The organism is Pseudomonas sp. B111 (assembly GCF_026428275.1).
Lineage (GTDB): Bacteria > Pseudomonadota > Gammaproteobacteria > Pseudomonadales > Pseudomonadaceae > Pseudomonas > Pseudomonas aeruginosa.
In genome coordinates, this window is sequence record NZ_CP097857.1 from 4,568,961 (window position 1) to 4,594,137 (window position 25,177).

The window sequence follows — 25,177 nt, forward strand, 5'->3', positions numbered from 1 at the left end:
CGGCTGTTCAGAATTTATCCAAAACAGCCTTTATCCGGTCATCCAGAGCGGGTATCATGCCCTCCCTTTTTTCGCAGCACCGCAAGACAGGGAAGCCCCATGTCGGTGGTACGCATCGGCCCATATACACTGCCCAACAGACTGATCCTCGCGCCGATGGCCGGGGTGACCGATCGTCCGTTCCGTCAGCTTTGCCGTCGCCTTGGCGCCGGGATGGTGGTATCGGAGATGGTGACCAGCGACGTCCGCCTGTGGAACAGCCGCAAGTCGCGCCTGCGCCTGATCCACGATGGCGAGGACGAGCCGCGCTCGGTGCAGATCGCCGGCGGCGATCCGGCCATGCTGGCCGAGGCCGCTCAGCGCAATGTGGAACTCGGTGCGCAGATCATCGACATCAACATGGGCTGCCCGGCGAAGAAGGTATGCAACAAGGCAGCGGGGTCCGCCCTGCTGCGGGACGAGGCGCTGGTCGCCGAGATCCTCGATGCCGTGGTCAGGGCGGTCGACGTACCGGTCACCCTGAAGATCCGGACCGGCTGGGACCGGGACAACCGTAACGGCGTCAGCGTCGCGAGGCTCGCCGAACAGGCGGGGATCCAGGCTCTTGCGGTACATGGCCGGACCCGCGCCGACCTGTACACCGGGGAGGCGGAGTACGAGACCATCGCGGCGATCAAGCAGGCCGTGTCGATACCGGTGTTCGCCAATGGCGACATCGATTCGCCGGAGAAGGCCAGGAAAGTCATCGAGCAGACCGGGGTGGATGCCCTGCTGATCGGTCGGGCCGCCCAGGGAAGACCGTGGATTTTCCGCGAGATCGACCATTACCTGCGGACCGGCGAGCACCTGCCGGCGGCGCCGCTTCCCGAAGTGCAGAGCATCCTGCTCGAACACCTCGCGGAGCTGCACCTTTTTTATGGGGAAGAAATGGGTGTGCGGATCGCCCGCAAGCATGTGGGGTGGTATCTCGCGACTCTGCCGGGCGCAAGGGAATTCCGCGCCCAGTTCAATCGTTTGCAGGACACGGATGCGCAGTGCGCCAGCGTCAGGCAGTTCTTCGCCGAGCGCCAGAACAACGGAACAGGGGTGGCCGCATGACAACGATGACGACCGAGACTTTAGTGAGTGGAACAACGCCCGTGAGCGACAACGCCAACCTGAAACAGCACCTCACCACGCCGACGCAAGAAGGGCAGACCCTGCGCGACAGCGTGGAGAAGGCATTGCACAACTACTTCGCCCACCTCGAAGGGCAGCCGGTCACGGACGTTTACAACATGGTGCTCTGCGAAGTCGAAGCGCCGCTGCTGGAAACCGTCATGAACCACGTCAAGGGGAACCAGACCAAGGCCTCCGAGCTGCTCGGCCTGAACCGCGGGACCCTGCGCAAGAAACTCAAGCAATACGACCTTCTTTAAGAGCGGCGGCGGGCTCCGGCCAAGGGCGCGCGTCCCGGCCGGCACCCGCGGCCGGAAGCCAGCCCTCAGGACCCTTGCAATGACCGACCAAACCACCCGCCTGCCCATCCGCCGCGCGCTGATCAGCGTTTCCGACAAGACCGGCGTCGTCGACTTCGCCCGTGAGCTGGTCGCCCTCGGCGTGGAAATCCTTTCCACCGGCGGCACCTACAAGCTGCTCCGGGACAACGGCATCTCTGCCGTGGAAGTGGCCGACTACACCGGCTTCCCGGAAATGATGGACGGTCGGGTGAAGACCCTGCACCCGAAGGTGCATGGCGGTATCCTCGGTCGCCGCGACCTGGACGGCGCGGTCATGGAGCAGCACGGCATCAAGCCGATCGACCTGGTGGCGGTCAACCTGTATCCCTTCGAGGCCACGGTGGCCAGGCCCGACTGCGACCTGCCTACCGCCATCGAGAACATCGATATCGGCGGGCCGACCATGGTCCGTTCGGCGGCGAAGAACCACAAGGATGTCGCCATCGTGGTCAATGCCGGCGACTACGCCGCCGTGATCGAATCCCTCAAGGCCGGCGGCCTGACCTACGCCCAGCGTTTCGACCTGGCCCTCAAGGCGTTCGAGCACACCTCCGCCTACGACGGCATGATCGCCAACTACCTGGGTACCATCGACCAGACCCGCGACACCCTCGGCACCGCCGACCGCGGCGCCTTCCCGCGCACCTTCAACAGCCAGTTCGTCAAGGCCCAGGAAATGCGCTACGGCGAGAACCCGCACCAGAGCGCGGCGTTCTACGTCGAGGCGAAGAAGGGCGAGGCCAGCGTCTCCACCGCCATCCAGTTGCAAGGCAAGGAGTTGTCGTTCAACAACGTCGCCGACACCGACGCCGCCCTGGAATGCGTGAAGAGCTTCCTCAAGCCGGCCTGCGTGATCGTCAAGCATGCCAACCCCTGCGGCGTCGCCGTGGTGCCGGAAGACGAAGGCGGCATCCGCAAGGCCTACGACCTGGCCTACGCCACCGATAGCGAATCGGCGTTCGGCGGCATCATCGCCTTCAACCGCGAGCTGGACGGCGAAACCGCCAAGGCCATCGTCGAGCGCCAGTTCGTCGAGGTGATCATCGCGCCGAAGATTTCCGCCGCCGCCCGCGAGGTGGTCGCCGCCAAGGCCAACGTACGCCTGCTCGAATGCGGCGAATGGCCAGCCGAGCGCGCCCCGGGCTGGGACTTCAAGCGGGTCAACGGCGGCCTGCTGGTACAGAGCCGCGACATCGGCATGATCAAGGCCGAGGACCTGAAGATCGTCACTCGCCGCGCGCCCACCGAGCAGGAGATCCACGACCTGATCTTCGCCTGGAAGGTGGCCAAGTTCGTCAAGTCCAACGCCATCGTCTACGCCAGGAACCGCCAGACCGTCGGCGTCGGCGCCGGCCAGATGAGCCGGGTCAACTCCGCACGGATCGCCGCGATCAAGGCCGAGCACGCTGGCCTGGAAGTGAAAGGCGCGGTGATGGCTTCCGACGCCTTCTTCCCGTTCCGCGACGGCATCGACAACGCGGCCAAGGCCGGCATCACCGCGGTGATCCAGCCGGGCGGCTCGATGCGCGACAACGAAGTGATCGCGGCGGCCGACGAGGCGGATATCGCGATGGTGTTCACTGGCATGCGCCATTTCCGCCATTGAGTATCACGGCGGCTGAGCACGATGCGGTCAGCCGCCCTACCCACGAATTTCACGCAGGGCGGATAACGCGGCGCGTTACCCGCCGTTGCGCCAGGAGAACCCCATGAACGTACTCATCATCGGCAGCGGCGGTCGTGAACATGCCCTGGCCTGGAAAGTCGCCCAGGACCCGCGCGTGGCGAAGGTCTTCGTCGCCCCGGGCAACGCCGGCACCGCCACCGAAGCCAAGTGCGAGAACGTCGCCATCGACGTGCTGGCCCTGGAGCAACTGGCCGACTTCGCCGCGAAGAATGTCCAGTTGACCATCGTCGGTCCCGAGGCGCCGCTGGTGGCAGGCGTGGTCGACCTGTTCCGTGAGCGCGGCCTGGATATCTTCGGCCCGACCGCCGGCGCCGCCCAGCTGGAAGGCTCGAAGGCCTTCACCAAGGACTTCCTCGCCCGCCACCGGATCCCCACCGCCGCCTATCGCAACTTCACCGAGGTCGAGCCGGCCCTGGCCTACCTGCGCGAGCAGGGCGCACCCATCGTCATCAAGGCCGATGGCCTGGCCGCGGGCAAGGGCGTGATCGTCGCCATGAACCTGGACGAAGCCGAAGCCGCCGTGCGCGACATGCTCGCCGGCAATGCCTTCGGCGACGCCGGCTCGCGCGTGGTGATCGAGGAGTTCCTCGATGGCGAGGAGGCCAGCTTCATCGTCATGGTCGACGGCCAGAACGTGCTGCCGATGGCCACCAGCCAGGACCACAAGCGCGTCGGCGATGGCGACAGCGGGCCGAACACCGGCGGCATGGGCGCCTACTCGCCGGCCCCGGTGGTCACCGCCGAGGTCCACCAGCGGGTGCTGGACGAAGTGATCTACCCGACGGTGCGCGGCATGGCCGAGGAAGGCAACGTCTATACCGGCTTCCTCTATGCCGGCCTGATGATCGACAAGAGCGGCGCGCCCAAGGTCATCGAATTCAACTGCCGCTTCGGCGATCCGGAAACCCAGCCGATCATGGTCCGCCTGGAGTCCTCCCTGGTCCTGCTGGTCGAGGCCGCCCTGGCCAAGGCGCTGGACAAGGTCGAGGCGACCTGGGACCCGCGTCCGACCGTTGGCGTGGTACTGGCCGCCGGCGGCTATCCGGGCGACTACGCCAAGGGCGAGGTCATCGAAGGCCTGGCCGAGGCCGCCGCGCTGGACGGCAAGGTGTTCCACGCCGGCACCGCGCTGAAGGATGGCCAGGTGGTCACCTCCGGAGGCCGCGTTCTCTGCGCCACCGCCATCGGCGAGAGCGTATCCGCCGCCCAGCAACAGGCCTATCGCCTGGCCGAGAAGATCCGCTGGAACGGCTGCTTCTACCGCAAGGACATCGGCTACCGTGCCATCGCCCGCGAGCGCGGCGAGTCCTGACCGGGCCCGCGGCCGCGGGCGCCGCACGGCGCTTCCGCGGCCTATGCCGTTGCCACGGCCACTTGGCTATAATCCGGCCATTCACCTTCGAAGGGACTTCGCCGTGGTACGGCTTCGGATCGCCATAGGACTACTCGTCAGCTTCCTGCTGCTTCTGCTCGGTCCGATGTCGCCGGCGGTCGCGGACGACGCCGGCGTTTCCAGCGTTCCCCTGCAAACCACCGCCACTACTCCCAGCGCCAACCAGAACTGGCGCCTGCTGCGCGACGAGAGCGCGCAACTGCGGATCGCCGACGTCCTCCAGCGCAAGGAGCAGTTCCGCCCGCTGGCCAAGCGCTCCTTCATCTTCCCTGCCAGCCCCCAGGCGGTCTGGCTGCAGGTCCAGCTTCCCGCGCAGAAGGTGCCGAGCTGGCTGTGGATCTTCGCCCCGCGGGTGCAGTATCTGGACTACTACCTGGTGCAGGACGGCCAACTGGTGCGGGATCAGCACACCGGCGAGTCGCGACCGTTCCAGGAGCGCCCGCTGCCCTCGCGCTCCTACCTGTTCTCGCTGCCGGTCGACGGCAAGCCGATGACCCTGTACGTGCGGATGACCTCCAACCATCCGCTGATGGCCTGGTTCGACCAGATCGACGAAGCCGGCCTGGTCGGCCTGGAGAAGCCCGCCTACGCCTTCGGCATGCTGCTCGGCGGCATGCTCCTGCTGCTGATGTACAACCTGATCCGCTTCGCCTACTCGCGCAGCGCCAGCAGCCTGTGGCTGGCGGCGGTGCACGCGGCGCTGGCGGTCTGCGCCGCGGCGAACCTGGGGCTGGTGGCGTTCTGGCTGCCGGGACTCAAGTTCAACCAGTCGCTGACCGCCGACCTCGGCGCCCTCGGCGCCGCGGTGAGCCTGCTGTGGTTCGCCTGCAGCTTCTTCCGCGGCACTGCGGAAAGCCGCCTGAACCGCCTCCTGCAAGGCGAGGCGCTGTTGATCCTGGCGGTCGGCGCGATCATCGCCTTCACCCAGCAACTCTGGTTCAGCTGGCTGATCTACCTGCTGGTGATCCTCAGTTCGCTCAGCGTCCCGCTGGTCGCGGCCTGGCACTGGTATCGCGGCTACCAGCCGGCGCGCCTGATCGTTGCCGGGATGATCGTGTTCAACGCCGGCTTCATGGTGTTCCTGCCGGTACTGTTCGGCACCAAGCAACTCGATCCGGGCTGGCTGGTGCTCGGCGTGTTCAGCTTCGCCACCCTCGCCGGGCTGGTCCTGAGCGTCTCGCTCACCGAACGCCAGCGGCTGATCCAGCAGCTCAACCTGCAACAGCGCACCAGCGAGGCGGCGCACACCGCGGAATTGCAGACCAAGGCCGAGTTCCTGGCCAAGATCAGCCACGAGATCCGCACGCCCATGAACGGCGTGCTGGGGATGACCGAACTGCTCCTCGGCACCCCGTTGTCGGCGAAGCAGCGCGACTACGTGCAGACCATCCACAGCGCCGGCAACGAGCTGCTCACGCTGATCAACGAGATCCTCGACATCTCCAAGCTGGAGTCCGGGCAGATCGAGCTGGACGAAGTGCAGTTCGACCTCAACGCGCTGATCGAGGACTGCCTGGATATCTTCCGGGTCAAGGCCGAGCAGCAGCGCATCGAGCTGATCAGCTTCACCCAGCCGCAGGTGCCGCGGGTCATCGGCGGCGATCCGACGCGCCTGCGCCAGGTGGTCCTGAGCCTGCTGGACAACGCGTTCAAGCAGACCGAGGAAGGCGAGATCCTGCTGGTGGTGGCCCTCGATGACCAGGGCGAGACGCCACGCCTGCGCATCGCCGTGCAGGACAGCGGCCACCCGTTCGACGCCAAGGAGCGCGAGGCGCTGCTCACCGCCGAGCTGCACAGCGGCGACTTCCTTTCCGCCAGCAAGCTCGGCAGCCACCTCGGCCTGATCATCGCCCGCCAACTGGTGCGGCTGATGGGCGGGGAGTTCGGCATCCAGTCCGGCAGCAGCCAGGGCACCACCCTGTCGCTGACCCTGCCGCTCGACCCGCAGCAGTTGGAGAACCCCACCGCCGACCTCGACGGCCCGCTGCAGGGCGCCCGGCTGCTGGTGGTGGACGACAACGAAACCTGCCGCAAGGTGCTGGTGCAGCAGTGCAGCGGCTGGGGCCTGAACGTCAGCGCGGTGTCGTCCGGCAAGGAGGCGCTGGCCCAGTTGCGCACCAAGGCGCACCTGCGCGAGTACTTCGACGTGGTCCTGCTCGACCAGGACATGCCCGGCATGACCGGCATGCAACTGGCGGCGAAGATCAAGGAAGACCCCAACCTCAACCACGACATCCTGCTGATCATGCTCACCGGGATCAGCAACGCGCCGAGCAAGATCATCGCCCGCAACGCCGGGATCAAGCGCATCCTGGCCAAGCCGGTGGCCGGCTACACGCTGAAGGCGACCCTCGCCGACGAACTCGCCCAGCGCGGCGTCAGCGGCGTCACCAACTACCTGCAACCGGCCAAGGAAGCGCAGGCGCCGAGCCTGCCGAGCGACTTCCGGATCCTCGTCGCCGAGGACAACAGCATCTCCACCAAGGTCATCCGCGGCATGTTGAACAAGCTCAACCTCCAGCCGGACACCGCCAGCAACGGCCAGGAGGCGCTCAGCGCGATGAAGGCGACCCAGTACGACCTGGTGCTGATGGACTGCGAGATGCCGGTTCTCGACGGCTTCTCCGCCACCGAGCAGCTCCGCGCCTGGGAAGCCCACGAACAGCGCCCGCATACCCCGGTGGTGGCGCTCACCGCGCACATCCTCAGCGAGCACAAGGAACGCGCGCGGCTGGTCGGCATGGACGGGCACATGGCCAAGCCGGTGGAGCTGTCGCAATTGCGTGAGCTGATCGCCTACTGGGTCGGCGAACGCGATCGCCGCCGCCAGGGCGACGCCCTGCCCTCCTGAGGGCAGCGACGTGCTCCGGCGCTGCACCCTGCCTCCGCCACGGCGGATAACCGCACGCGGTTATTCGCCCTACGCCCCAGTGGTCCCGCCCCTGTAGGGCGCATGACGCCAACGGCGTTATCCGCCGACACCGCCACTTCCGCCACGGCGGATAACCGCACGCGGTTATTCGCCCTACGCCCCGGTGGTCCCGCCTCCCGTAGGGCGCATGACGCCAACGGCGTTATCCGCCGACATCCGGCCTCGTTGTCACATGCCACGCGAACCGGCATATTGCCAACCCGCCGGACATCGCACCGGCCCGTCGCACGCTATGCTCATGCCCACCCCCGGACCGGAAGCGCCTCCATGCATTTGCTGTTCAGCGTCTACCTGAAGATGCTGGTGCTCTATAGCCCCTTCTTCGTGCTGTCCTGCTTCATCAGCCTCAGCCGCGGCTTCGGCCCGCGCGACCGCAAGCGCATGGCCTGGCGGGTGGCCCTGGCGGCGCTGATCGCCAGCGTCGCGCTGTACCTGTTCGGCCGCTACATCTTCATCCTCTTCGGTATCACCGCCGACGCCTTCCGCATCGGCGCCGGCAGCGTGCTGTTCATCTCCGCGCTGGGCATGGCCCAGGGCCGCGCGGCGGTGCAGAGCGACAACGTGCAGCAGGACGTGACCATCGTCCCGCTGACCATTCCTCTCACCGTCGGCCCCGGCACCATCGGCGCGCTGCTGGTGATGGGCGTCGGCCAGGGCTGGGAGGCCAAGCTGATCTCCCTGGTGGCGATCTTCCTCGCCTGCCTGACCCTCGGCACCACGCTCTATCTTTCCGACCGCATCGAACGCCTGCTTGGCGACCAGGGCCTGCAGATCGTCAGTCGCCTGATGGGTCTGTTCGTCTGCGCGCTGGCGGCGCAGATCATCGTCACCGGCCTGAAGGGTTCGCTGTTCCCAGGCTGAGCGCACCAGCCTGAGGCGGACACCCTGGATGCCGCGCCCTGACGCACCGCAGTGGTGCCCGGGCGAAGCGGCGGCGCTCCCATGGACGCGCCGCCGGCGGTAGGGAGGGAGGTCAGCGCGACGCCTCCCCATCCGGAGCCCACGACCCCTTCTCCGTCGATATCCGGCGAAAACCCGTTGAAAACGCCGCCTTCACCGGCATAGCCAGGCCTGCTCGGCATGCTTCCCCGGCGACTCGCGGCGCCTTTTCGCCGACCGATACCGGCCAGCGCCAAGAAGAGGCACAGCCTTTGCTCTGAAGCCTCGACGAAGAGATCCAGGCCGCAGTGCGCACCCCGCCGTCCACCGGACGGATGCCCGACGACAAGCACGACGCCTCCTGAAAACTGCCGCCCCGACCGCTGGTGAATGGAGAACAACACCAATGAAACGTCGCAGTCTGCTCAAGGCCTTCACGCTGTCCGCGTCCATCGCTTCCATGGGCCTGTCCTGGTCCATCCAGGCCGCCGAAACCATCAAGGTCGGCATCCTTCACTCGCTGTCCGGGACCATGGCGATCTCCGAGACCTCGCTGAAGGACATGGCCCTGATGACCATCGACGAGATCAACGCCAAGGGCGGGGTCAACGGCAGGAAGCTGGAGGCGGTGGTGGTCGATCCCGCGTCGAACTGGCCGCTGTTCGCGGAAAAGGCCCGCCAGTTGCTGACCCAGGACAAGGTCGCGGTGGTATTCGGTTGCTGGACCTCGGTGTCGCGCAAATCGGTGTTGCCGGTGTTCGAGGAACTCAACGGATTGCTGTTCTACCCGGTCCAGTACGAGGGCGAGGAACTCTCGCCGAACGTCTTCTATACCGGCGCGGCGCCGAACCAGCAGGCGATCCCGGCGGTGGAGTACCTGATGAGCGAGGACGGCGGCGGTGCCAGGCGCTTCTTCCTGCTCGGCACCGACTATGTCTACCCGCGCACCACCAACAAGATCCTGCGCGCCTTCCTGCACAGCAAGGGCGTGGACGACAAGGACATCCAGGAGGTCTACACGCCATTCGGCCACAGCGACTACCAGACCATCGTCGCCGACATCAAGAAGTTCGCCGCAGGCGGCAAGACCGCGGTGGTCTCCACCGTCAATGGCGACTCCAACGTGCCCTTCTACAAGGAACTGGCCAACCAGGGCCTGGAAGCCACCGAGGTGCCGGTGGTGGCCTTCTCCGTAGGCGAGGAAGAACTGCGCGGCATCGACACCAAGCCGCTGGTCGGCAACCTGGCGGCATGGAACTACTTCGAGTCGGTGAGCAATCCGGTCAACGAGAAGTTCGTCGCCGACTGGAAAGCCTACGCCAAGGCGAAGAACCTGCCGAACTACGCCACCGCGGTGACCAACGACCCCATGGAAGCCACCTACGTCGGCATCCATATGTGGGCGCAGGCCGTGGAAAAGGCCGGCAGCACCGAGGTCGACAAGGTTCGCGAGGCGATGGCCGGGCAAAGCTTCAAGGCGCCATCCGGCTACACGCTGGTCATGGACAAGAGCAACCACCACCTGCACAAGCCGGTGATGATCGGCGAGATCCAGGACGACGGCCAGTTCGAAGTGGTCTGGAAGACCCCCGAGCCGCTTCGCGCGCAACCCTGGAGCCCGTTCATCCCGGGCAACGAGAAAAAGCCGGAGCATGCGCTGAAGAGCAACTGAGTTCTGCCGTGAAGAACCCTGCCCCCCTGACCAGGCGTTCCCCTGAACGGAACGGGAACGCTCCGGTCGCGCGCCGAACGGCCCCCTCGCCCTTCAGGGAGAGGGCGGGGGACCGGCCATACCGCACGTCGCCCAGGAACCCCAGCATGCCCCTTGCCCTCCTCACCCGCCCGCTCCATGCCTGTGTCCTGGTCCTGGCCGCCCTTCTCGCGGTGACGGCCTACGCCGGACCGGCGCAGGACTTCGCCGCTGCCGACAACGGCGGTCGCGCCCACCTGCTCGAACACTGGGCGGCGACGCCCGACGCCGGTCGCCTGGCCTTTCTCGAAGCGCTGCGCCACAACCGCATTGCGCTGGACAGCCGCCAGCAGCCATTCCTCCTCGGCGCCGACCAGCGTTTCCAGGCCGCCGAAGGCGACGCCCTGCCGGACGGCGAGCCGAAGCCGCTGCGCCTGAACAATCGCCTGCGCGGCCTGCTCAACACCGCCCTGGCCAGCCACCAGTTGGTGGCCAACGAAGTGCCGCTGCGGCTGGCCGCCGCGCAGCAGTTGCAGAAGACCGCCAAGGCCGCGCAACGGCCGCTGCTCGAAGCGCGCCTGCGGATCGAGAGCGACGCTGGCGTGAAGGAAGCCCTCGGCCTGGCCCTGGCCAACCTGCAACTCGGCGATCCCGACCCGGCGCTACGCCTTTCCGCCGTGCGCCTGCTCGGCGAGTCCGGCGATCCGCTGGCGCGAACCCGCCTGGAGAACCTGCTCGACCCGGCGGTGGAACCGGAGGAAGGCGTGCGCATCGCCGCCGCCACCAGCCTGGCCCAGGTCAAGCGCCGGCTGCTGGTCGGCGACCTGCTCGGCCAGGCCTTCAGCGGCCTGTCGCTGGGCTCGATCCTGCTGCTCGCGGCGCTCGGCCTGGCGATCACCTACGGCCTGCTCGGGGTGATCAACATGGCCCACGGCGAAATGCTCATGCTCGGCGCCTACTCCACCTACGTGGTGCAACTGCTGTTCCAGCGCCTGGCGCCGGAATGGCTGGCGCTCTACCCGTTGCTGGCGCTACCGGTGGCGTTCTGCGTCAGCGCCGCCATCGGCATGGCCCTGGAGCGCACGGTGATCCGCCATCTCTACGGCCGGCCGCTGGAAACCCTGCTCGCCACCTGGGGCATCAGCCTGGTGCTGATCCAACTGGTGCGGATGCTGTTCGGCGCACAGAACGTCGAGGTAGCCAACCCGGCCTGGCTGTCCGGCGGCATCCAGGTGCTGCCGAACCTGGTGCTGCCGTGGAACCGCATCGTCATCATCGGCTTCGCCCTGTTCGTGCTGCTCCTCACCTGGCTGCTGCTGAACCGCACGCGGCTCGGCCTGAACGTCCGCGCGGTGACCCAGAACCGCAACATGGCGGCCTGCTGCGGGGTGCCCACAGGGCGCGTGGACATGCTCGCCTTCGGTCTCGGCTCGGGCATCGCCGGGCTCGGCGGGGTAGCCCTGTCGCAGGTCGGCAACGTCGGCCCGGACCTCGGCCAGGGCTACATCATCGACTCCTTCCTGGTGGTGGTGCTCGGCGGCGTCGGCCAGCTCGCCGGCAGCGTCCTCGCCGCCTTCGGCCTCGGCGTGGCGAACAAGATCCTCGAACCGCAGATCGGCGCGGTGCTGGGCAAGATCCTGATCCTCGCGCTGATCGTCCTGTTCATCCAGAAACGCCCGCAGGGACTGTTCGCCCTGAAAGGGAGGGTCATCGATTGAACCAGCCACTCACCGTCACCCTCGCCCGCCGAGCCGGCGGCCGCGTCACCGCTATCGCGCTCGGCGCAGCCTTCGCCACGCTGCTGGCCATGCCGCTGCTGCACCTGCTGCCGGCGGACAGCGCGCTGCACCTCTCGGCCTACAGCCTGACCCTGACCGGCAAGATCCTCTGCTACGCCATCGTCGCCCTCGCCCTCGACCTGGTCTGGGGCTACGCCGGCCTGCTGTCCCTCGGCCACGGGCTGTTCTTCGCCCTCGGCGGCTACGCCATGGGCATGTACCTGATGCGCCAGGCCTCCGGCGACAGCCTGCCGGCGTTCATGACCTTCCTTTCCTGGAACGAATTGCCCTGGTACTGGGCCGGCACCCAGCACTTCCTCTGGGCGCTGTGCCTGGTGGTGCTGGTGCCCGGCGCGCTGGCCTTCGCCTTCGGCTACTTCGCCTTCCGCTCGCGGATCCGCGGCGTGTACTTCTCGATCATGACCCAGGCCCTGACCTTCGCCGGCATGCTGCTGTTCTTCCGCAACGAGACCGGTTTCGGCGGCAACAACGGCTTCACCGACTTCCGCAGCATTCTCGGCTTCCCGATCACCGCGCCGGGCACCCGCGCCGCCCTGTTCCTCGCCACCGTCGCGCTGCTCGCGGCCAGCCTGCTGCTCGGCTGGCGCCTGGCGCGGAGCAAGTTCGGCCGGGTCCTCACCGCGCTGCGCGACGCCGAGAACCGCCTGATGTTCTGCGGCTACGACCCGCGCGGCTACAAACTCTTCGTCTGGACCCTGAGCGCGGTGCTCTGCGGCCTCGCCGGCGCGCTGTTCGTGCCGCAGGTGGGGATCATCAACCCCAGCGAGATGTCGCCGACCAACTCCATCGAAGCCGCCGTCTGGGTCGCCCTCGGCGGACGCGGCACCCTGCTCGGCCCGCTGCTCGGCGCCGGCGTGGTGAACGGCGCGAAGAGCTGGTTCACCGTGGCCTTCCCGGAATACTGGCTGTTCTTCCTCGGCGCGCTGTTCATCGTCGTCACCCTGTACCTGCCGCGCGGCCTGCTCGGCCTGCTGCGCAAGGAGAAGGAGCAATGAGGACCACCCCGCACCTGATGCTCGAACCGGCCTTCCACCCCGGCCTCGATACCGCCGGCAGCGGCCGCGACGCCATCGGCCTGGGCGCCGCCACCAGCGGCCGGCTGGACGCGCGCCACGGCACCATCCTCAGCCTGGAAGACATCAACGTCAGCTTCGACGGCTTCAAGGCCCTGCGCGACCTGACCCTGTACATCGGCGTCGGCGAATTGCGCTGCATCATCGGCCCCAACGGCGCCGGCAAGACCACCCTGATGGACGTGATCACCGGCAAGACCCGCCCGCAGAGCGGCACCGCGTATTTCGGCGACACCCTCGACCTGACCCGCATGAGCGAGGTGCAGATCGCCCAGGCCGGGATCGGCCGCAAGTTCCAGAAGCCCACGGTGTTCGAGGCCCTGAGCGTGTTCGAGAACCTCGAACTGGCGCAGAGGGCCGACAAGTCGGTGTGGGCCAGCCTGCGCGCGCGGCTCGACGGCACGCAGAGGGAACGCATCGAGGAGGTGCTCGCCACCATCCGCCTGCTGGAGTCGCGGCAGCGTCCGGCGGGTTTGCTGTCCCACGGCCAGAAGCAGTTCCTCGAGATCGGCATGCTGCTGGTGCAGGAACCGCAGTTGCTGCTGCTCGACGAGCCGGTGGCGGGCATGACCGATGCCGAGACCGAATTCACCGCCGAGCTGTTCAAGTCCCTGGCGCGCAAGCACTCGCTGATGGTGGTGGAGCACGACATGGGTTTCGTCGGCAGCATCGCCGACCATGTCACCGTGCTGCACCAGGGCCACGTGCTGGCCGAAGGCTCGCTGGCGGAGGTACAGGCCGACGAACAGGTGATCGAGGTCTACCTCGGTCGCTGACGCCAGCCATCCGCTCGGCGGGTAGCGCCTGCCAAGTGGCGCCCGTCGCGTAGGGCGAATGACCGCTCGCGGTTATCCGCCGAGCCAGGTTGGGAATCGCAGTGAAGAACCATCACGGGACAAATGGAAGAGAACCATGCTGCAAGTCGACAAGCTCCACCAGTACTACGGCGGTAGCCATATCCTCCGTGGCCTGAGCTTCGAGGCGAAGGTAGGCGAGGTGACCTGCCTGCTCGGTCGCAACGGGGTGGGCAAGACCACCCTGCTGCGCTGCCTGATGGGCCTGGTCCCGGCCCGCGAGGGCCAGGTCGCCTGGGAAGGCCGTTCGCTCACCGGACTCAGGCCGCACCAGCGGGTCCGCGCCGGGATCGCCTACGTGCCGCAGGGACGGGAAATCTTCCCCCGGCTGACGGTGGAAGAGAACCTGCTGATGGGACTGTCCCGTTTCAGCGCCAGGGACGCCCGGGCGGTGCCGGACTTCATCTACGAGCTGTTCCCGGTCCTGCGCGAAATGAAGCAGCGCCGCGGCGGCGACCTCTCCGGCGGCCAGCAGCAGCAACTGGCGATCGGCCGCGCCCTGGCCAGCCAGCCGCGACTGCTGATCCTCGACGAACCCACGGAAGGCATCCAGCCTTCGGTGATCAAGGAGATCGGCACGGTCGTCCGCAGCCTGGCGGCGCGCGGCGACATGGCGATCCTGCTGGTCGAGCAGTTCTACGACTTCGCCGCCGAACTGGCCGACCAATACCTGGTGATGGCGCGCGGCGAGATCGTCCAGCAGGGCCGCGGCCGCGACATGGAGAGCGAGGGCGTGCGCGGGCTGGTGGCGATTTGAACGGACTGGGACACACTGCCGCTGGCGCAACCGGGGCCTGCGCTGGCAATCTCTATGCCCTCGTCTTTCCGCAGGAGGTCGAAATGACCGTCACTCTGCGCCCGGCCGTCCAGGCCGACGCGGGCTTCGCCGCGCTCTGCGTCGCCGCCGCCTATGCCCCGTGGATCGCGGTGATCGGCCGCAAACCCTGGCCGATGACCCAGGACTACCACGAGGTGATCGCCAGCGACCGGGTCCTCATCGCCGAGCACGACGGCCAGCCGGTCGGCCTGCTGGTGACCCGGGAAACCGCCGACGGCTTCCTCGTCGACAACCTCGCCGTGCTTCCCGAATGCAAGGGCCAGGGCATCGGCCGACAGCTGCTGGAACGCGCCGAGCGCGACGCGACGAGCCTCGGCTACCGCTCGCTGTACCTCTACACCAACGAGCGGATGACGGAAAACATCGCGCTCTACGCCAGGGTCGGCTACCTCGAATACGAACGCCGCCAGGAAGAGGGATTCCGCCGCGTGTTCATGCGCAAGGCCCTGGCCTGACCCGACCGATGACCGCCGCCCTCCCCGACCTGAGCTTCCACCCCGCCTGGCACGCCCAGCTGGAGCTGGCCTACGCCCGCGCCGGCGACGCCACACGCCCGGTGACGCGGCGCCACGCCGGACCGCTGCGGGTGCAGAAGCACCTCTACGCCGAAGGCCCGGAAGTCTGCCAGCACATCCTCGTGCATCCGCCCGGCGGCATCGCCGGCGGCGACAGCCTGGCCTTCGACGTGCGCCTCGGCGAACGCGCCTGGGCCCAGCTCACCAGCCCCGGCGCGGCCAAGTGGTACCGCGCCGCCTGCCCGTCGCGGCAGACCCTGGAGATCCACCTGGAGCCCGGCGCCACCCTGGAATGGCTGCCGCAGGAAAGCATCGTCTTCGCCGGCGCCCAGGCCGAACTGGAAACCCGTATCCAACTGCGCGGCGACGCCCGCCTGTTCTACTGGGACATGGTCGCGCTCGGCCGCCCGGCCAGCGGCGAGCGCTTCGCCAGCGGCCACTTCGTCGCAGCCCTGGACATCCGTCGCGACGACCGCCTGCTCTGGCACGAGCGCCAGCGCATCGACGGCGGCGACCGCCTGCTCGACTCGCCGATCGGCCTCGCCGGGCACCCGGTGCTGGCGACCCTGGTCGCCAGCGGCGAGATCGACACCGACCTGCTGCAACGCTGCCGCGCGCTCCCCTGCGCCGGCCGCGGCAACCTCAGCCAGTTGCCCGGAGGCCTGCTGGTGGCGCGCTGCCTGGCCGACGAGGCGCTGCACGCGCGAGCCTGGCTGATCGAACTCTGGCGCCTGCTGCGGCCGGCGCTGCTCGGCCGCGAGGCCGTTCCCCCACGCATCTGGAGTACCTGAGATGGACTTGTCCCCCCGCGAGAAAGACAAGCTGCTGATCTTCACCGCCGGCCTGCTCGCCGAGCGCCGGCTGGCACGCGGTCTCAAGCTGAACTACCCGGAGGCGGTGGCGCTGATCTCCGCCGCCCTGCTGGAGGGCGCGCGCGACGGCCGCAGCGTCGCCGAACTGATGCACTACGGCACCACCCTGCTGAGCCGCGAGCAGGTGATGGAGGGCGTGCCGGAGATGATCCCGGACATCCAGGTGGAGGCCACCTTCCCCGACGGCACCAAGCTGGTGACCGTCCACCAGCCCATCGCCTGAGGCCGCCCATGAGCGCTTCGATCCGCGACGCCGGCGTCGCCGACCTGCCCGGCATCCTCGCCATCTACAACGACGCCGTGGGCAATACCACGGCGATCTGGAACGAAACCCCGGTGGACCTGGCCAACCGCCAGGCCTGGTTCGACACCCGCGCCCGCCAGGGCTACCCGATCCTGGTGGCGAGCGACGCCGCCGGCGAAGTGCTCGGCTACGCCTCCTACGGCGACTGGCGACCCTTCGAGGGCTTCCGCGGCACCGTCGAGCACTCCGTCTACGTGCGCGACGACCAGCGCGGCAAAGGCCTCGGCGTGCAACTGCTACAGGCGCTGATCGAACGTGCGCGGGCCCAGGGCCTGCACGTCATGGTGGCCGCCATCGAAAGCGGCAATGCCGCTTCGATCGGCCTGCACCGGCGCCTCGGCTTCGAGATCAGCGGGCAGATGCCGCAGGTGGGCCAGAAGTTCGGCCGCTGGCTCGACCTGACCTTCATGCAACTGAACCTCGACCCGACGCGCAGCGCGCCCTGAGCCCCAAGGAGCCCCCATGATCCCCGGTGAATACGACATCCAGCCCGGCGATATCGAACTCAACGCCGGCCGCCGCACCCTCGCCCTGAGCGTGGCGAACACCGGCGACCGGCCGATCCAGGTCGGCTCGCACTACCACTTCTTCGAGGTCAACGACGCCCTCGCCTTCGACCGTCCGGCCACCCGTGGCATGCGCCTGAACATCGCCGCCGGCACCGCGGTGCGCTTCGAACCGGGGCAGAGCCGCGAGGTGGAGCTGGTGGAAATCGGCGGCGGACGGCGGGTATACGGCTTTGCCGGGCGGGTGATGGGGGACCTCTAGGGTCCCACTGGCCAGGTTCGACCAAAGACAGCGAACACCGACGATCGCCAAAGGAGCGTTCGATGAAAATCAGCAGACAAGCCTACGCCGACATGTTCGGCCCCACCGTCGGCGACCGCGTGCGCCTGGCCGACACCGACCTGTGGCTCGAGGTGGAACGGGACTTCACCGTCTATGGCGAGGAAGTGAAGTTCGGCGGCGGCAAGGTCATCCGCGACGGCATGGGCCAGAGCCAGCTGGGCGCGGCGCAGGTGGTCGACACGGTGATCACCAACGCGCTGATCCTCGACCACTGGGGCGTGGTCAAGGCCGACGTCGGTCTCAAGGACGGGCGCATCCAGGCCATCGGCAAGGCCGGCAACCCGGACATCCAGCCCGGGGTGAACATCGCCATCGGCGCCGGCACCGAGGTGATCGCCGGCGAGGGCATGATCCTCACCGCCGGCGGCATCGACACGCACATCCACTTCATCTGCCCGCAGCAGATCGAAGAGGCGCTGATGAGCGGCGTCACCACCATGATCGGCGGCGGCACCGGCCCCGCCGCCGGGACCAACGCCACCACCTGCACCTCCGGTCCCTGGCACATGGCGCGGATGCTCCAGGCCGCCGACGCCTTCCCGATGAACATCGGCTTCACCGGCAAGGGCAACGCCAGCCTGCCGCTGCCGCTGGAGGAGCAGGTACTCGCCGGCGCCATCGGCCTGAAGCTGCACGAGGACTGGGGCAGCACCCCGGCGGCGATCGACAACTGCCTGGAGGTGGCCGAGCGCCACGACATCCAGGTGGCGATCCACACCGACACCCTCAACGAATCCGGCTTCGTCGAGACCACCCTCGGCGCCTTCAAGGGCCGCACCATCCACACCTACCACACCGAGGGCGCCGGCGGGGGCCACGCACCGGACATCATCAAGGCCTGCGGCTTCGCCAACGTGCTGCCCAGCTCGACCAACCCGACACGGCCGTTCACCCGCAATACCATCGACGAGCACCTGGACATGCTGATGGTCTGCCACCACCTCGACCCGGCCATCGCCGAGGACGTGGCCTTCGCCGAGTCGCGCATCCGCCGCGAGACCATCGCCGCCGAGGACATCCTCCACGACCTCGGCGCGTTCAGCATGATCAGCTCCGACAGCCAGGCCATGGGCCGGGTCGGCGAAGTGATCACGCGCACCTGGCAGACCGCCGACAAGATGAAGCGCCAGCGCGGCCGCCTCGACGGCGACGGTGCGCGCAACGACAACTTCCGCGCCAGGCGCTACATCGCCAAGTACACCATCAACCCGGCGATCACCCACGGCATCAGCCATGAAGTGGGCTCCGTCGAAGCCGGCAAGTGGGCCGACCTGGTGCTCTGGCGCCCGGCCTTCTTCGGCGTCAAGCCGAGCCTGATCCTCAAGGGCGGGGCCATCGCCGCCAGCCTGATGGGCGACATCAACGGCTCGATCCCCACGCCGCAGCCGGTGCACTACCGGCCGATGTTCGCCAGCTACGCCGGCAGCCGCCACGCGACCAGCCTGACCTTCGTCAGCCAGGCCGCCTTCGCCGCCGGCGTACCGCAGCAGCTCGGCCTGCGCAAGGCCATCGGCGTGGTCAGCGGCTGTCGTGGTGTGCAGAAGACCGACCTGATCCACAACGGCTACCTGCCGACCATCGAGGTCGACGCACAGAACTACCAGGTACGCGCCGACGGCCAGTTGCTCTGGTGCGAACCGGCGGACGTGCTGCCGATGGCACAGCGCTATTTCCTGTTCTGATTCCCACGCGACGGGGCCCGGCGCCACGCCGGGACGTCGACCGCTCCGTTCGGACAGCTTGGCTTGCCGGCGCTAGCGGCGACAATGGCGCCTCCCCGCAGCCGCCGGCAGTCCGTCCATGTCCTCCCGCCAATCGTCCCGCAACGCTTCCACCCCGTATCTGGCCAAGGCCTTCCAGGCGACGGCCATCGTCGTGGTCAGCTACTTCCTCTACTGGACCTACCAGCTCTACCAGTACGGCGAGATTCCCATCAGCAAGAAGGACGTGATGCTGCGCCAAGCCATCCTCGCGCGCTTTCCGGCGGACTACGAGGTGGAGATCAAGGGCGCCGACCTGCTCGGCTTCGGCGAGAAATTCCTGGTCGCCTACGGCAATCGGCGCTTCGTCGGCAAGGCCTTCGCCATGGACGACCAGGTCATCGAGCGCCTGGAGCGGAACCAGGGACGGACCAACCTGCCGCTGGTGAAGGTGTTCTACATCGCCGAACCCGGCCTCCTCTCCTCGCTGCTCAACCTCTCCCCGTTCCTGGATATCCAGAAGAACATGGTCGAGCTGAGCCTCCGGGAATACCGGAAGATCCAGTTGGTCCCCTTCGATCCGGACGCGAAGCGGAAACCGCGCGAGCAGTTCGAAACCGATTATGCCTTCCCCCAGCTGTTCAGCCTCAGCCAACTGGAAGTCGCCGACTACGACGGCGACGGCCGCGACGAACTGCACCTGGGCTACCTGTCCTACGCCGGCGGTTCGGGAGGGACGCGCTGGTCGGTGATCTACGACCTGAAGGACGGCGCGCTGACCGCCCATTCCGGCTATCCGGAAATGCTCGACATCGACGTCGCCCGGTTCATCCAGGCGGTCAACCTGTACGCCGGCCTCGACGGCACCCTGCCGCGCGACCAGCGTCAGCTGGAAGACGTGGTCGGCCGAGGCAGCGAGCGCTTCGCGCTGACCGCCGCGGAGCGCCAGGCACTGGTCGCCGACCCGCCGCAGCGGGACGACTACGCCAGGGTCCTGATGAGCCTTTCGCCGCGCTCGCCCTACGCCCCCGATCGCTTCATCGACCTCGGCGATGGCAGCCGACTGAGCCTGGCCCCGCGCCATACCGACGATTACTCGACCTTCCTCGACATCGGCGGGAAGAAAATCTTCGTCGAAGCCTTCTACGTCGACGACGACGCCTGCCACTGGTGCGAGCATCGCTGGCGAGTGATGGCTTTCCATTACGACGACGGTCGCTGGATCTCGGACCGCACCATCAACGGTGACAGCTTCAACGGGCAGTGGCTGCGCAACGCGGAGCCGCTGGGCCTCAACGACGTTTTCGGCACCTACCGCGACCAGGGCCCGGCGGGCCTGGCCTGGTCCTTCATCGACCCGCGCTGGACCGCCTCCAGCCAGCATGACATGGACGATCCGCTGGGCGTGGGGATGCGCACCCTGTCGCCGGTGGAGCAATGGGTGAAGGAACGCTATCGGGAAAACTGAGGCAGGCCTTCAGCGCAACTGGCTGTCCTTGCTGCCGCGGCGGTTGTAGCCGCTGAACTTCGCCTGTTCCCTGTCGTGCTCGGCCTGGCAGTTGACGCACAGGCGCACGCCGGGAATCGCCCGGCGCCGCGCCTCGGGGATCGCCGCGTCGCACTCTTCGCAATGGGTCAGGCTCTCGCCACGGGGCAACTGGCTGCGCGCACGAGCGATGGCATCCTCGATCGTGCTGTCGATCTGTTCCTGCACCGCACCGTCGTTCGCCCACCCGCTGGCCATGACTGACTCCTCTGGCTGAAACCCTGGAACCTCCAGATATGGGCGTTCGCCCGCGGCTTTGCAAGGGCGGCGCGACCATCGGCCTGGCGTGGCACAATCGCCAGCCAAGCCTGAAGGTACACCGCATGATGGGACCGTTCCGCCGCCTCGCCCACCTGATCGACCAGGGCCGCCAGCTCGACGCCGCGCTCGCCGGCGATCCGTTCGCCCTGCCGGCGCCGGAGGACCGCTATAGCGTCCGGCAACTGCACGGCCTGTATCCGCGCCGTCATCCCGGTCTCTACGCACCGCTGCTCGGCAGCCTGGCGCTGCTGCTCGGTGCCGCGCCGCTGGGTCTTGCCGCGCTGCGCCTGGCATTGCCGGAGGCTCCTTTGCGGCCGCTGGGCTGGCTCTCCGCCCTGCCGCTGCTGGCGGCCTGGCTGTGGCTGATCGCCCTGCTCTCCCGCGGCGCCAGCCTCGGCCCGCGCCTGGCCCGCGACGCCAGCCTGCTGCTGGTCGGCGCCGGGCTCCTGCTGCGCCTGGCCAGCGGCGAGACGTCGGGCCTGGTGGCGCTCGGCGGCGGCGCCTGTGCCTGGCTGCTGTTCAACAGCCGCGCGATGCAACGCTACATGGAACTGGTCTACGCCCAGCGCCTGTACCGCGCCCAGTCGGCCAACCGCCCCGGTTCGGCGCAGCGGCGCCTGGCCAACCAGGCCGCCTACCGCGAACGCAAGCGACGCGAGCGCTCCGGGCGATCCTGAACCAGACTGTCGCCCTGCGACCTTCTGCGCATTGGCGGGCGCCGCCACCAGCGCGTAGGGTAACGCGCTCTCTCTCCTCGGCCTCAAGGACGACCCGGACATGAAGATCGACTCAGCCTCCAGCTCTCCGAGCCTGGCCCAGCGGCAGCTGATGACCCGCACTCCCGACCAGGATTTCCAGCGCGACTTCCAGGCCGCCTACGCGCGCCTCGCGGTCGCCGCCGAAGGCAGCGCGGAGCAGGCCGGGGCGCTGGCCGACACCCTCGGCGCCACCCAGCTGGAATACAGCCGGGTGCGCGGCGTCAGCCTGGAAGACCAGTTGCGCTTCGCCCATGTGCTCAACCGCGCCTGCGAAAACGGCGCGCAACTGGACGCCCGCGGCTTCCTCGCCCGCCTGGGCGCCGACGACCTGCAGGCGCTGCAGCGCAACATGGGCCTGGCCGAGCCGATCCGGGTCGAGGCGCTGAGCGAGGAAGGCGCGCGCAACCTGCTGCTGCCGGAAGGCTACAGCGTCGACCTGGACGGCGACGGCATCACCGAGGTGGGCGCCGCGAAGATCCGCCACTTCCCCCCGCGCGACGCACCGCAGGCCTTCCTCGACCAGTGGCTGGCGCTCACCGCCGGCATGGACGGCGCCGCCTATTCGAACGCCCGCGACGGGTTGCAATGGGCTTTCGACATCCGCGCCATGGCCGGCCAGCCCCTGGCCACCGACCAGTTGGCCAGCTACCGCACGGCGGTGGACGACTACCTGGGCATGCTCGCCGAGCACCGCCACGCCCTGGTTCCCGGCCAGTATGAACGCGACCTGCCGCTGTACCAGGCGCTGCGCCAGCGCCTGGCCTGAGGTCGCCTACTCTTTGACTTCCATGTAGTCGCGGGCCCAGGCCTGGTACTCCTCGGGGAAGGTGTACTTCTTCGACAACTCCGAGGCGGTCAGGTCCGAGGCCACCGCCCCGCGCTCCTCGCGCAGGCAGTCGTAGGTCGCCTTGATCGCGGCGAAATAGGCGGCGTGGCCGTTGACCACGACACGCACACCGAGCCGCGCCAGGCGGGCGTCGTCGCGCAGTTGCGGATTACCGTAGGTGACCAGCATCAGCGGGATGTGCAGGTGCTCGGCGATCGCCTCGAGGTGGGCGAAGTCGCGCACGCCGACCAGGCAGATGCCATCGGCGCCGGCTTCCTGGTAGGCCAGGGTGCGCTGGATCACCGCATCGACGTCGATCAGTTCGGCGTTGGTCCGGGCAATGATGGTCAACGCCGGGTCGACCCTCGCCTCCAGGGCCGCGCGAATCTTGCCGACGCCTTCCTCGACGCAGATCAGGTCGGTGGACTTGCGCCCGAACTGCGCCGGCAGCAGGGTGTCCTCGATGGTCAGCGCGGCGATTCCGGCGCGCTCCAGTTCGACCACCGTCCGCATTACGTTCAGCGCGTTGCCGTAGCCGTGGTCGGCGTCGGCGATCACCGGCAGGCGCGTCACCCGGCCGATGCGGGTGGCCTGCTCGACGAATTCGCTGAGGGTGATCAGGGCGAAGTCCGGCGCCGCCAGGACCTGCAGGGAAGCCACCGAACCGCCGAGGATGCCGCACTCGAAGCCGAGGTCGGCGGCGATGCGCGCCGACATGGGATCGAACACGGAAGCGGTGTGGTAGCAACGGGAGGAGTCCAACAGCGCGCGAAACATCGCACGCAACTCATGGTGTGAGGCTCTATGCATGACGAAATCCAGGACAACACGGCAAGACGGAGTGGGAAAGCAGCGCCAACATAGCACCATGCGCGGGCCCCTTGGCAAATCCGTATACAAAGGTCGGGGCGGCCCGCACGGACGTCCCAGGACGCTTCCTGCCGATCGCCGGCGGTGAAATCCGCGACGCTCTCGCATACACTGCGCGGCCGTTTTTTTCCCGGACCGTTTCGCGCCATGAACCCGAGCACCGCCGCCCGCGCCCTGGGCATCGATTTTGGCACCTCCAACTCCACCGTCGGCTGGTGGCGGCCGGAGGTCGAACCGCTGATCGAGCTGGAGGACGGCAAGATCACCCTGCCCTCGGTGGTGTTCTTCAACGTCGAGGAGCGCCGCCCGGTCTACGGCCGCCAGGCGCTCGGCGAGTACCTGGAGGGCTACGAGGGCCGGCTGATGCGCTCGCTGAAGAGCCTGCTGGGCTCCAAGCTGCTGAAGAGCGAGACCACCGTGCTCGGCAGCGCCCTGCCGTTCAAGGACCTGCTCGGCCTGTTCATCGGCCAGCTCAAGGCGCGCGGCGAGGCCGCCGCCGGGCAAGCCTTCGACGCGGTGGTGCTGGGTCGCCCGGTGTTCTTCGTCGACGACGACCCGGAGGCCGACCGCGAGGCCCAGGACACCCTGGTGCAGGTGGCCAACAAGCTCGGCTTCAAGGAGGTTTCCTTCCAGTACGAACCGATCGCCGCGGCCTTCGACTACGAGCGCGGCATCCAGCGCGAGGAACTGGTCCTGATCGTCGACATCGGCGGCGGCACCTCGGACTTCTCCCTGGTGCGCCTGGCGCCGGAGCGGCGCAACCTGGCCGAGCGCCAGGACGACATCCTGGCCACCGGCGGCGTGCACATCGGCGGTACCGACTTCGACAAGCAGCTCAGCCTGGAAGGCGTGATGCCGCTGTTCGGCTACGGCAGCCGGATGAAGAGCGACGCCTTCATGCCCACCAGCTACCACCTGAACCTGGCCACTTGGCACACCATCAACGCGGTGTACGCGCAGAAGTCGCAATTGGCGCTGAAGAACATGCGCTACGACATCGTCGACAGCACCGGCATCGACCGCCTCTTCAGGCTCATCGAGGAACGCGCCGGGCACTGGCTGGCGATGCAGGTGGAAGACAGCAAGATCCGCCTGACCGAAACCGAGCGCCTGCACCTTTCGCTGGAGCGCATCGAGGCCGGGCTCGGCGTGGAGCTGACCCGTGGGCTGTTCGAGAACGCCGTCGACGGACTGCTGGAGCGCGTGCGCAACAGCGTCGCGCAACTGCTGGCCTCGGCCGGGGTCGACCCGGACCGGGTCGACACGGTGTTCTTCACCGGCGGTTCGAGCGGCATTCCGGCGCTGCGCCGGAGCGTCTCGGCGATGCTGCCCAACGCCCGTCATGTCGAGGGCAACCTGTTCGGCAGCATCGGCAGCGGCCTGGCCATCGAGGCGAAGAAGCGCTATGGCTGAGCCGCCCTGGTCGTGCCCCTGCCCTATAGGGGGATAAGGTCACACCGGGCCCGCCATGGCGGATAACCGCGAGCGGTTATCCGCCCTACGCCAGGACCACGCCACACCCGTCCGCAGGGCGGATAACGCCACAGGCGTTATCCGCCGCCACACCGAGCCCGACGAGGGTGGGGCTCACTTCTTCAGGCAGGTGCTCATGAACGCCTTGCGTTCGTCGCCCTTGAGCGCCTTGGCGGTGGCGTCGGCGTTGCAGGTCTTCATCTTCTCCTGCTGGGTCGCCGCCTTGGCGCTGCCGCCGGCCTTCAGGCAACTGCTCATGAATGCCTTGCGCTCGTCGCCTTTGAGCGACTTGGCGCTGGCGTCGGCGTTGCAGCTCTTCATCTTCTCCTGCTGCGCGGTGGCCTTGCCGCCGGCAGGCGCGCCGGCCTTCAGGCAGCCGCTCATGAACGCCTTGCGTTCGTCGCCCTTGAGCGCCTTGGTGGTGGCCTCGGCGTTGCAGGCGGTCATCTTCTCCTGCTGCGCGGTGGCAGCGAAACCATGGGCCGAGACGGCCATGGCCAATACGAACATCGGGATACGCAGGATATTCATCGAACTCTCCTTGAAGGGCTGCACGTTC

At 67.9% G+C, this 25,177-nt stretch carries 24 protein-coding genes and 1 pseudogene; 21 read left to right on the forward strand and 4 right to left on the reverse strand.

All coding sequences use genetic code 11. From position 1 onward, the window contains the following. The first annotated feature begins 99 nt into the window (after nt 1-99). The 18 genes from dusB to M6E97_RS21335 all read left to right on the forward strand — a co-directional run bounded on the left by dusB (nt 100) and on the right by M6E97_RS21335 (nt 20,352). Complete coding sequence (gene dusB / locus M6E97_RS21250; RefSeq protein ID WP_003111229.1) at nt 100-1,098, forward strand: tRNA dihydrouridine synthase DusB; 999 nt, start codon at nt 100-102, stop codon at nt 1,096-1,098. After that, a complete protein-coding gene (fis, locus tag M6E97_RS21255; RefSeq protein WP_003121116.1) occupies nt 1,095-1,418 on the forward strand; it encodes a DNA-binding transcriptional regulator Fis in 324 nt (107 codons plus the stop codon). Before dusB ends, fis begins: the two co-directional genes overlap by 4 nt. A gap of 79 nt (nt 1,419-1,497) precedes the next feature. Next, the gene (gene purH / locus M6E97_RS21260; RefSeq protein ID WP_003105151.1) at nt 1,498-3,105 is read left to right on the forward strand and encodes a bifunctional phosphoribosylaminoimidazolecarboxamide formyltransferase/IMP cyclohydrolase; all 1,608 of its coding nucleotides are present in this window, start codon (nt 1,498-1,500) and stop codon (nt 3,103-3,105) included. A 103-nt stretch (nt 3,106-3,208) separates the two neighbouring features. Further along, the gene (gene purD, locus M6E97_RS21265) at nt 3,209-4,498 is read left to right on the forward strand and encodes a phosphoribosylamine--glycine ligase (RefSeq protein ID WP_003121117.1); all 1,290 of its coding nucleotides are present in this window, start codon (nt 3,209-3,211) and stop codon (nt 4,496-4,498) included. A 103-nt stretch (nt 4,499-4,601) separates the two neighbouring features. After that, on the forward strand, nt 4,602-7,430 hold the full coding sequence (gene retS, locus M6E97_RS21270; RefSeq protein ID WP_003111227.1) for a hybrid sensor histidine kinase/response regulator RetS: 2,829 nt from the start codon (nt 4,602-4,604) through the stop codon (nt 7,428-7,430). 348 nt (nt 7,431-7,778) lie between these two features. Next, nucleotides 7,779-8,372: a MarC family protein gene (locus M6E97_RS21275; RefSeq protein WP_003095417.1), complete on the forward strand. Its 594-nt coding sequence runs from the start codon at nt 7,779-7,781 to the stop codon at nt 8,370-8,372. Nucleotides 8,373-8,796: 424 nt separating this feature from the next. Continuing rightward, nucleotides 8,797-10,062: an urea ABC transporter substrate-binding protein gene (gene urtA / locus M6E97_RS21280; protein ID WP_003095422.1), complete on the forward strand. Its 1,266-nt coding sequence runs from the start codon at nt 8,797-8,799 to the stop codon at nt 10,060-10,062. 146 nt (nt 10,063-10,208) lie between these two features. After that, nucleotides 10,209-11,798, forward strand: a complete 1,590-nt coding sequence (gene urtB / locus M6E97_RS21285) for an urea ABC transporter permease subunit UrtB (protein ID WP_024947960.1) — start codon at nt 10,209-10,211, stop codon at nt 11,796-11,798. Next, nucleotides 11,795-12,874, forward strand: coding sequence for an urea ABC transporter permease subunit UrtC (gene urtC, locus M6E97_RS21290; protein WP_003105139.1), 1,080 nt, complete (start codon nt 11,795-11,797; stop codon nt 12,872-12,874). Before urtB ends, urtC begins: the two co-directional genes overlap by 4 nt. Then, complete coding sequence (gene urtD, locus M6E97_RS21295; protein ID WP_003105136.1) at nt 12,871-13,728, forward strand: urea ABC transporter ATP-binding protein UrtD; 858 nt, start codon at nt 12,871-12,873, stop codon at nt 13,726-13,728. The genes urtC and urtD overlap by 4 nt, the downstream gene beginning before the upstream one ends. Before the next feature lie 136 nt (nt 13,729-13,864). Beyond that, on the forward strand, nt 13,865-14,563 hold the full coding sequence (urtE, locus tag M6E97_RS21300; RefSeq protein WP_003105134.1) for an urea ABC transporter ATP-binding subunit UrtE: 699 nt from the start codon (nt 13,865-13,867) through the stop codon (nt 14,561-14,563). An 83-nt stretch (nt 14,564-14,646) separates the two neighbouring features. Next, on the forward strand, nt 14,647-15,099 hold the full coding sequence (locus tag M6E97_RS21305) for a GNAT family N-acetyltransferase (protein WP_003095437.1): 453 nt from the start codon (nt 14,647-14,649) through the stop codon (nt 15,097-15,099). 8 nt (nt 15,100-15,107) lie between these two features. Then, on the forward strand, nt 15,108-15,950 hold the full coding sequence (locus M6E97_RS21310; RefSeq protein ID WP_003116109.1) for an urease accessory protein UreD: 843 nt from the start codon (nt 15,108-15,110) through the stop codon (nt 15,948-15,950). A 1-nt stretch (nt 15,951) separates the two neighbouring features. After that, a complete protein-coding gene (locus tag M6E97_RS21315; protein WP_003095443.1) occupies nt 15,952-16,254 on the forward strand; it encodes an urease subunit gamma in 303 nt (100 codons plus the stop codon). An 8-nt stretch (nt 16,255-16,262) separates the two neighbouring features. Continuing rightward, nucleotides 16,263-16,781, forward strand: coding sequence for an L-methionine sulfoximine N-acetyltransferase (locus M6E97_RS21320; RefSeq protein ID WP_003099390.1), 519 nt, complete (start codon nt 16,263-16,265; stop codon nt 16,779-16,781). Between the two features lie 16 nt (nt 16,782-16,797). Further along, nucleotides 16,798-17,103: an urease subunit beta gene (locus M6E97_RS21325; protein WP_003095450.1), complete on the forward strand. Its 306-nt coding sequence runs from the start codon at nt 16,798-16,800 to the stop codon at nt 17,101-17,103. 62 nt (nt 17,104-17,165) lie between these two features. Beyond that, a complete protein-coding gene (gene ureC / locus M6E97_RS21330) occupies nt 17,166-18,866 on the forward strand; it encodes an urease subunit alpha (RefSeq protein WP_003095453.1) in 1,701 nt (566 codons plus the stop codon). A gap of 118 nt (nt 18,867-18,984) precedes the next feature. Beyond that, the gene (locus M6E97_RS21335; protein ID WP_033937827.1) at nt 18,985-20,352 is read left to right on the forward strand and encodes a hypothetical protein; all 1,368 of its coding nucleotides are present in this window, start codon (nt 18,985-18,987) and stop codon (nt 20,350-20,352) included. A gap of 9 nt (nt 20,353-20,361) precedes the next feature. On the opposite strand, the gene M6E97_RS21340 is transcribed toward M6E97_RS21335, so the two are convergent. Then, the gene (locus M6E97_RS21340; RefSeq protein ID WP_003095462.1) at nt 20,362-20,628 is read right to left on the reverse strand and encodes a DksA/TraR family C4-type zinc finger protein; all 267 of its coding nucleotides are present in this window, start codon (nt 20,626-20,628) and stop codon (nt 20,362-20,364) included. Nucleotides 20,629-20,753: 125 nt separating this feature from the next. Between M6E97_RS21340 and M6E97_RS21345 the strand changes: the two genes are divergently transcribed. After that, nucleotides 20,754-21,368, forward strand: coding sequence for a hypothetical protein (locus tag M6E97_RS21345; protein ID WP_003135384.1), 615 nt, complete (start codon nt 20,754-20,756; stop codon nt 21,366-21,368). Between the two features lie 100 nt (nt 21,369-21,468). After that, nucleotides 21,469-22,215, forward strand: coding sequence for a hypothetical protein (locus M6E97_RS21350; protein ID WP_003095466.1), 747 nt, complete (start codon nt 21,469-21,471; stop codon nt 22,213-22,215). A 6-nt stretch (nt 22,216-22,221) separates the two neighbouring features. Here M6E97_RS21350 and M6E97_RS21355 read toward each other — a convergent pair whose 3' ends face one another. Further along, complete coding sequence (locus M6E97_RS21355) at nt 22,222-23,085, reverse strand: isocitrate lyase/PEP mutase family protein (protein WP_003135385.1); 864 nt, start codon at nt 23,083-23,085, stop codon at nt 22,222-22,224. A gap of 207 nt (nt 23,086-23,292) precedes the next feature. Here M6E97_RS21355 and M6E97_RS21360 point away from each other — a divergent pair, with 207 nt between their 5' ends. Beyond that, entirely contained in the window at nt 23,293-24,558 is a 1,266-nt protein-coding gene (locus M6E97_RS21360; protein WP_003095476.1) for an Hsp70 family protein, read from the forward strand. A 174-nt stretch (nt 24,559-24,732) separates the two neighbouring features. On the opposite strand, the gene M6E97_RS31255 is transcribed toward M6E97_RS21360, so the two are convergent. Together M6E97_RS31255 and M6E97_RS31260 are read right to left on the reverse strand one after the other, a co-directional pair. Further along, entirely contained in the window at nt 24,733-25,002 is a 270-nt protein-coding gene (locus M6E97_RS31255) for a PsiF family protein (protein WP_058133593.1), read from the reverse strand. Next, nucleotides 24,997-25,149, reverse strand: a pseudogene (locus tag M6E97_RS31260) (PsiF family protein); the annotation flags it as partial. The pseudogene M6E97_RS31260 and the gene M6E97_RS31255, both read right to left, overlap by 6 nt. Nucleotides 25,150-25,177 lie beyond the last annotated feature (28 nt).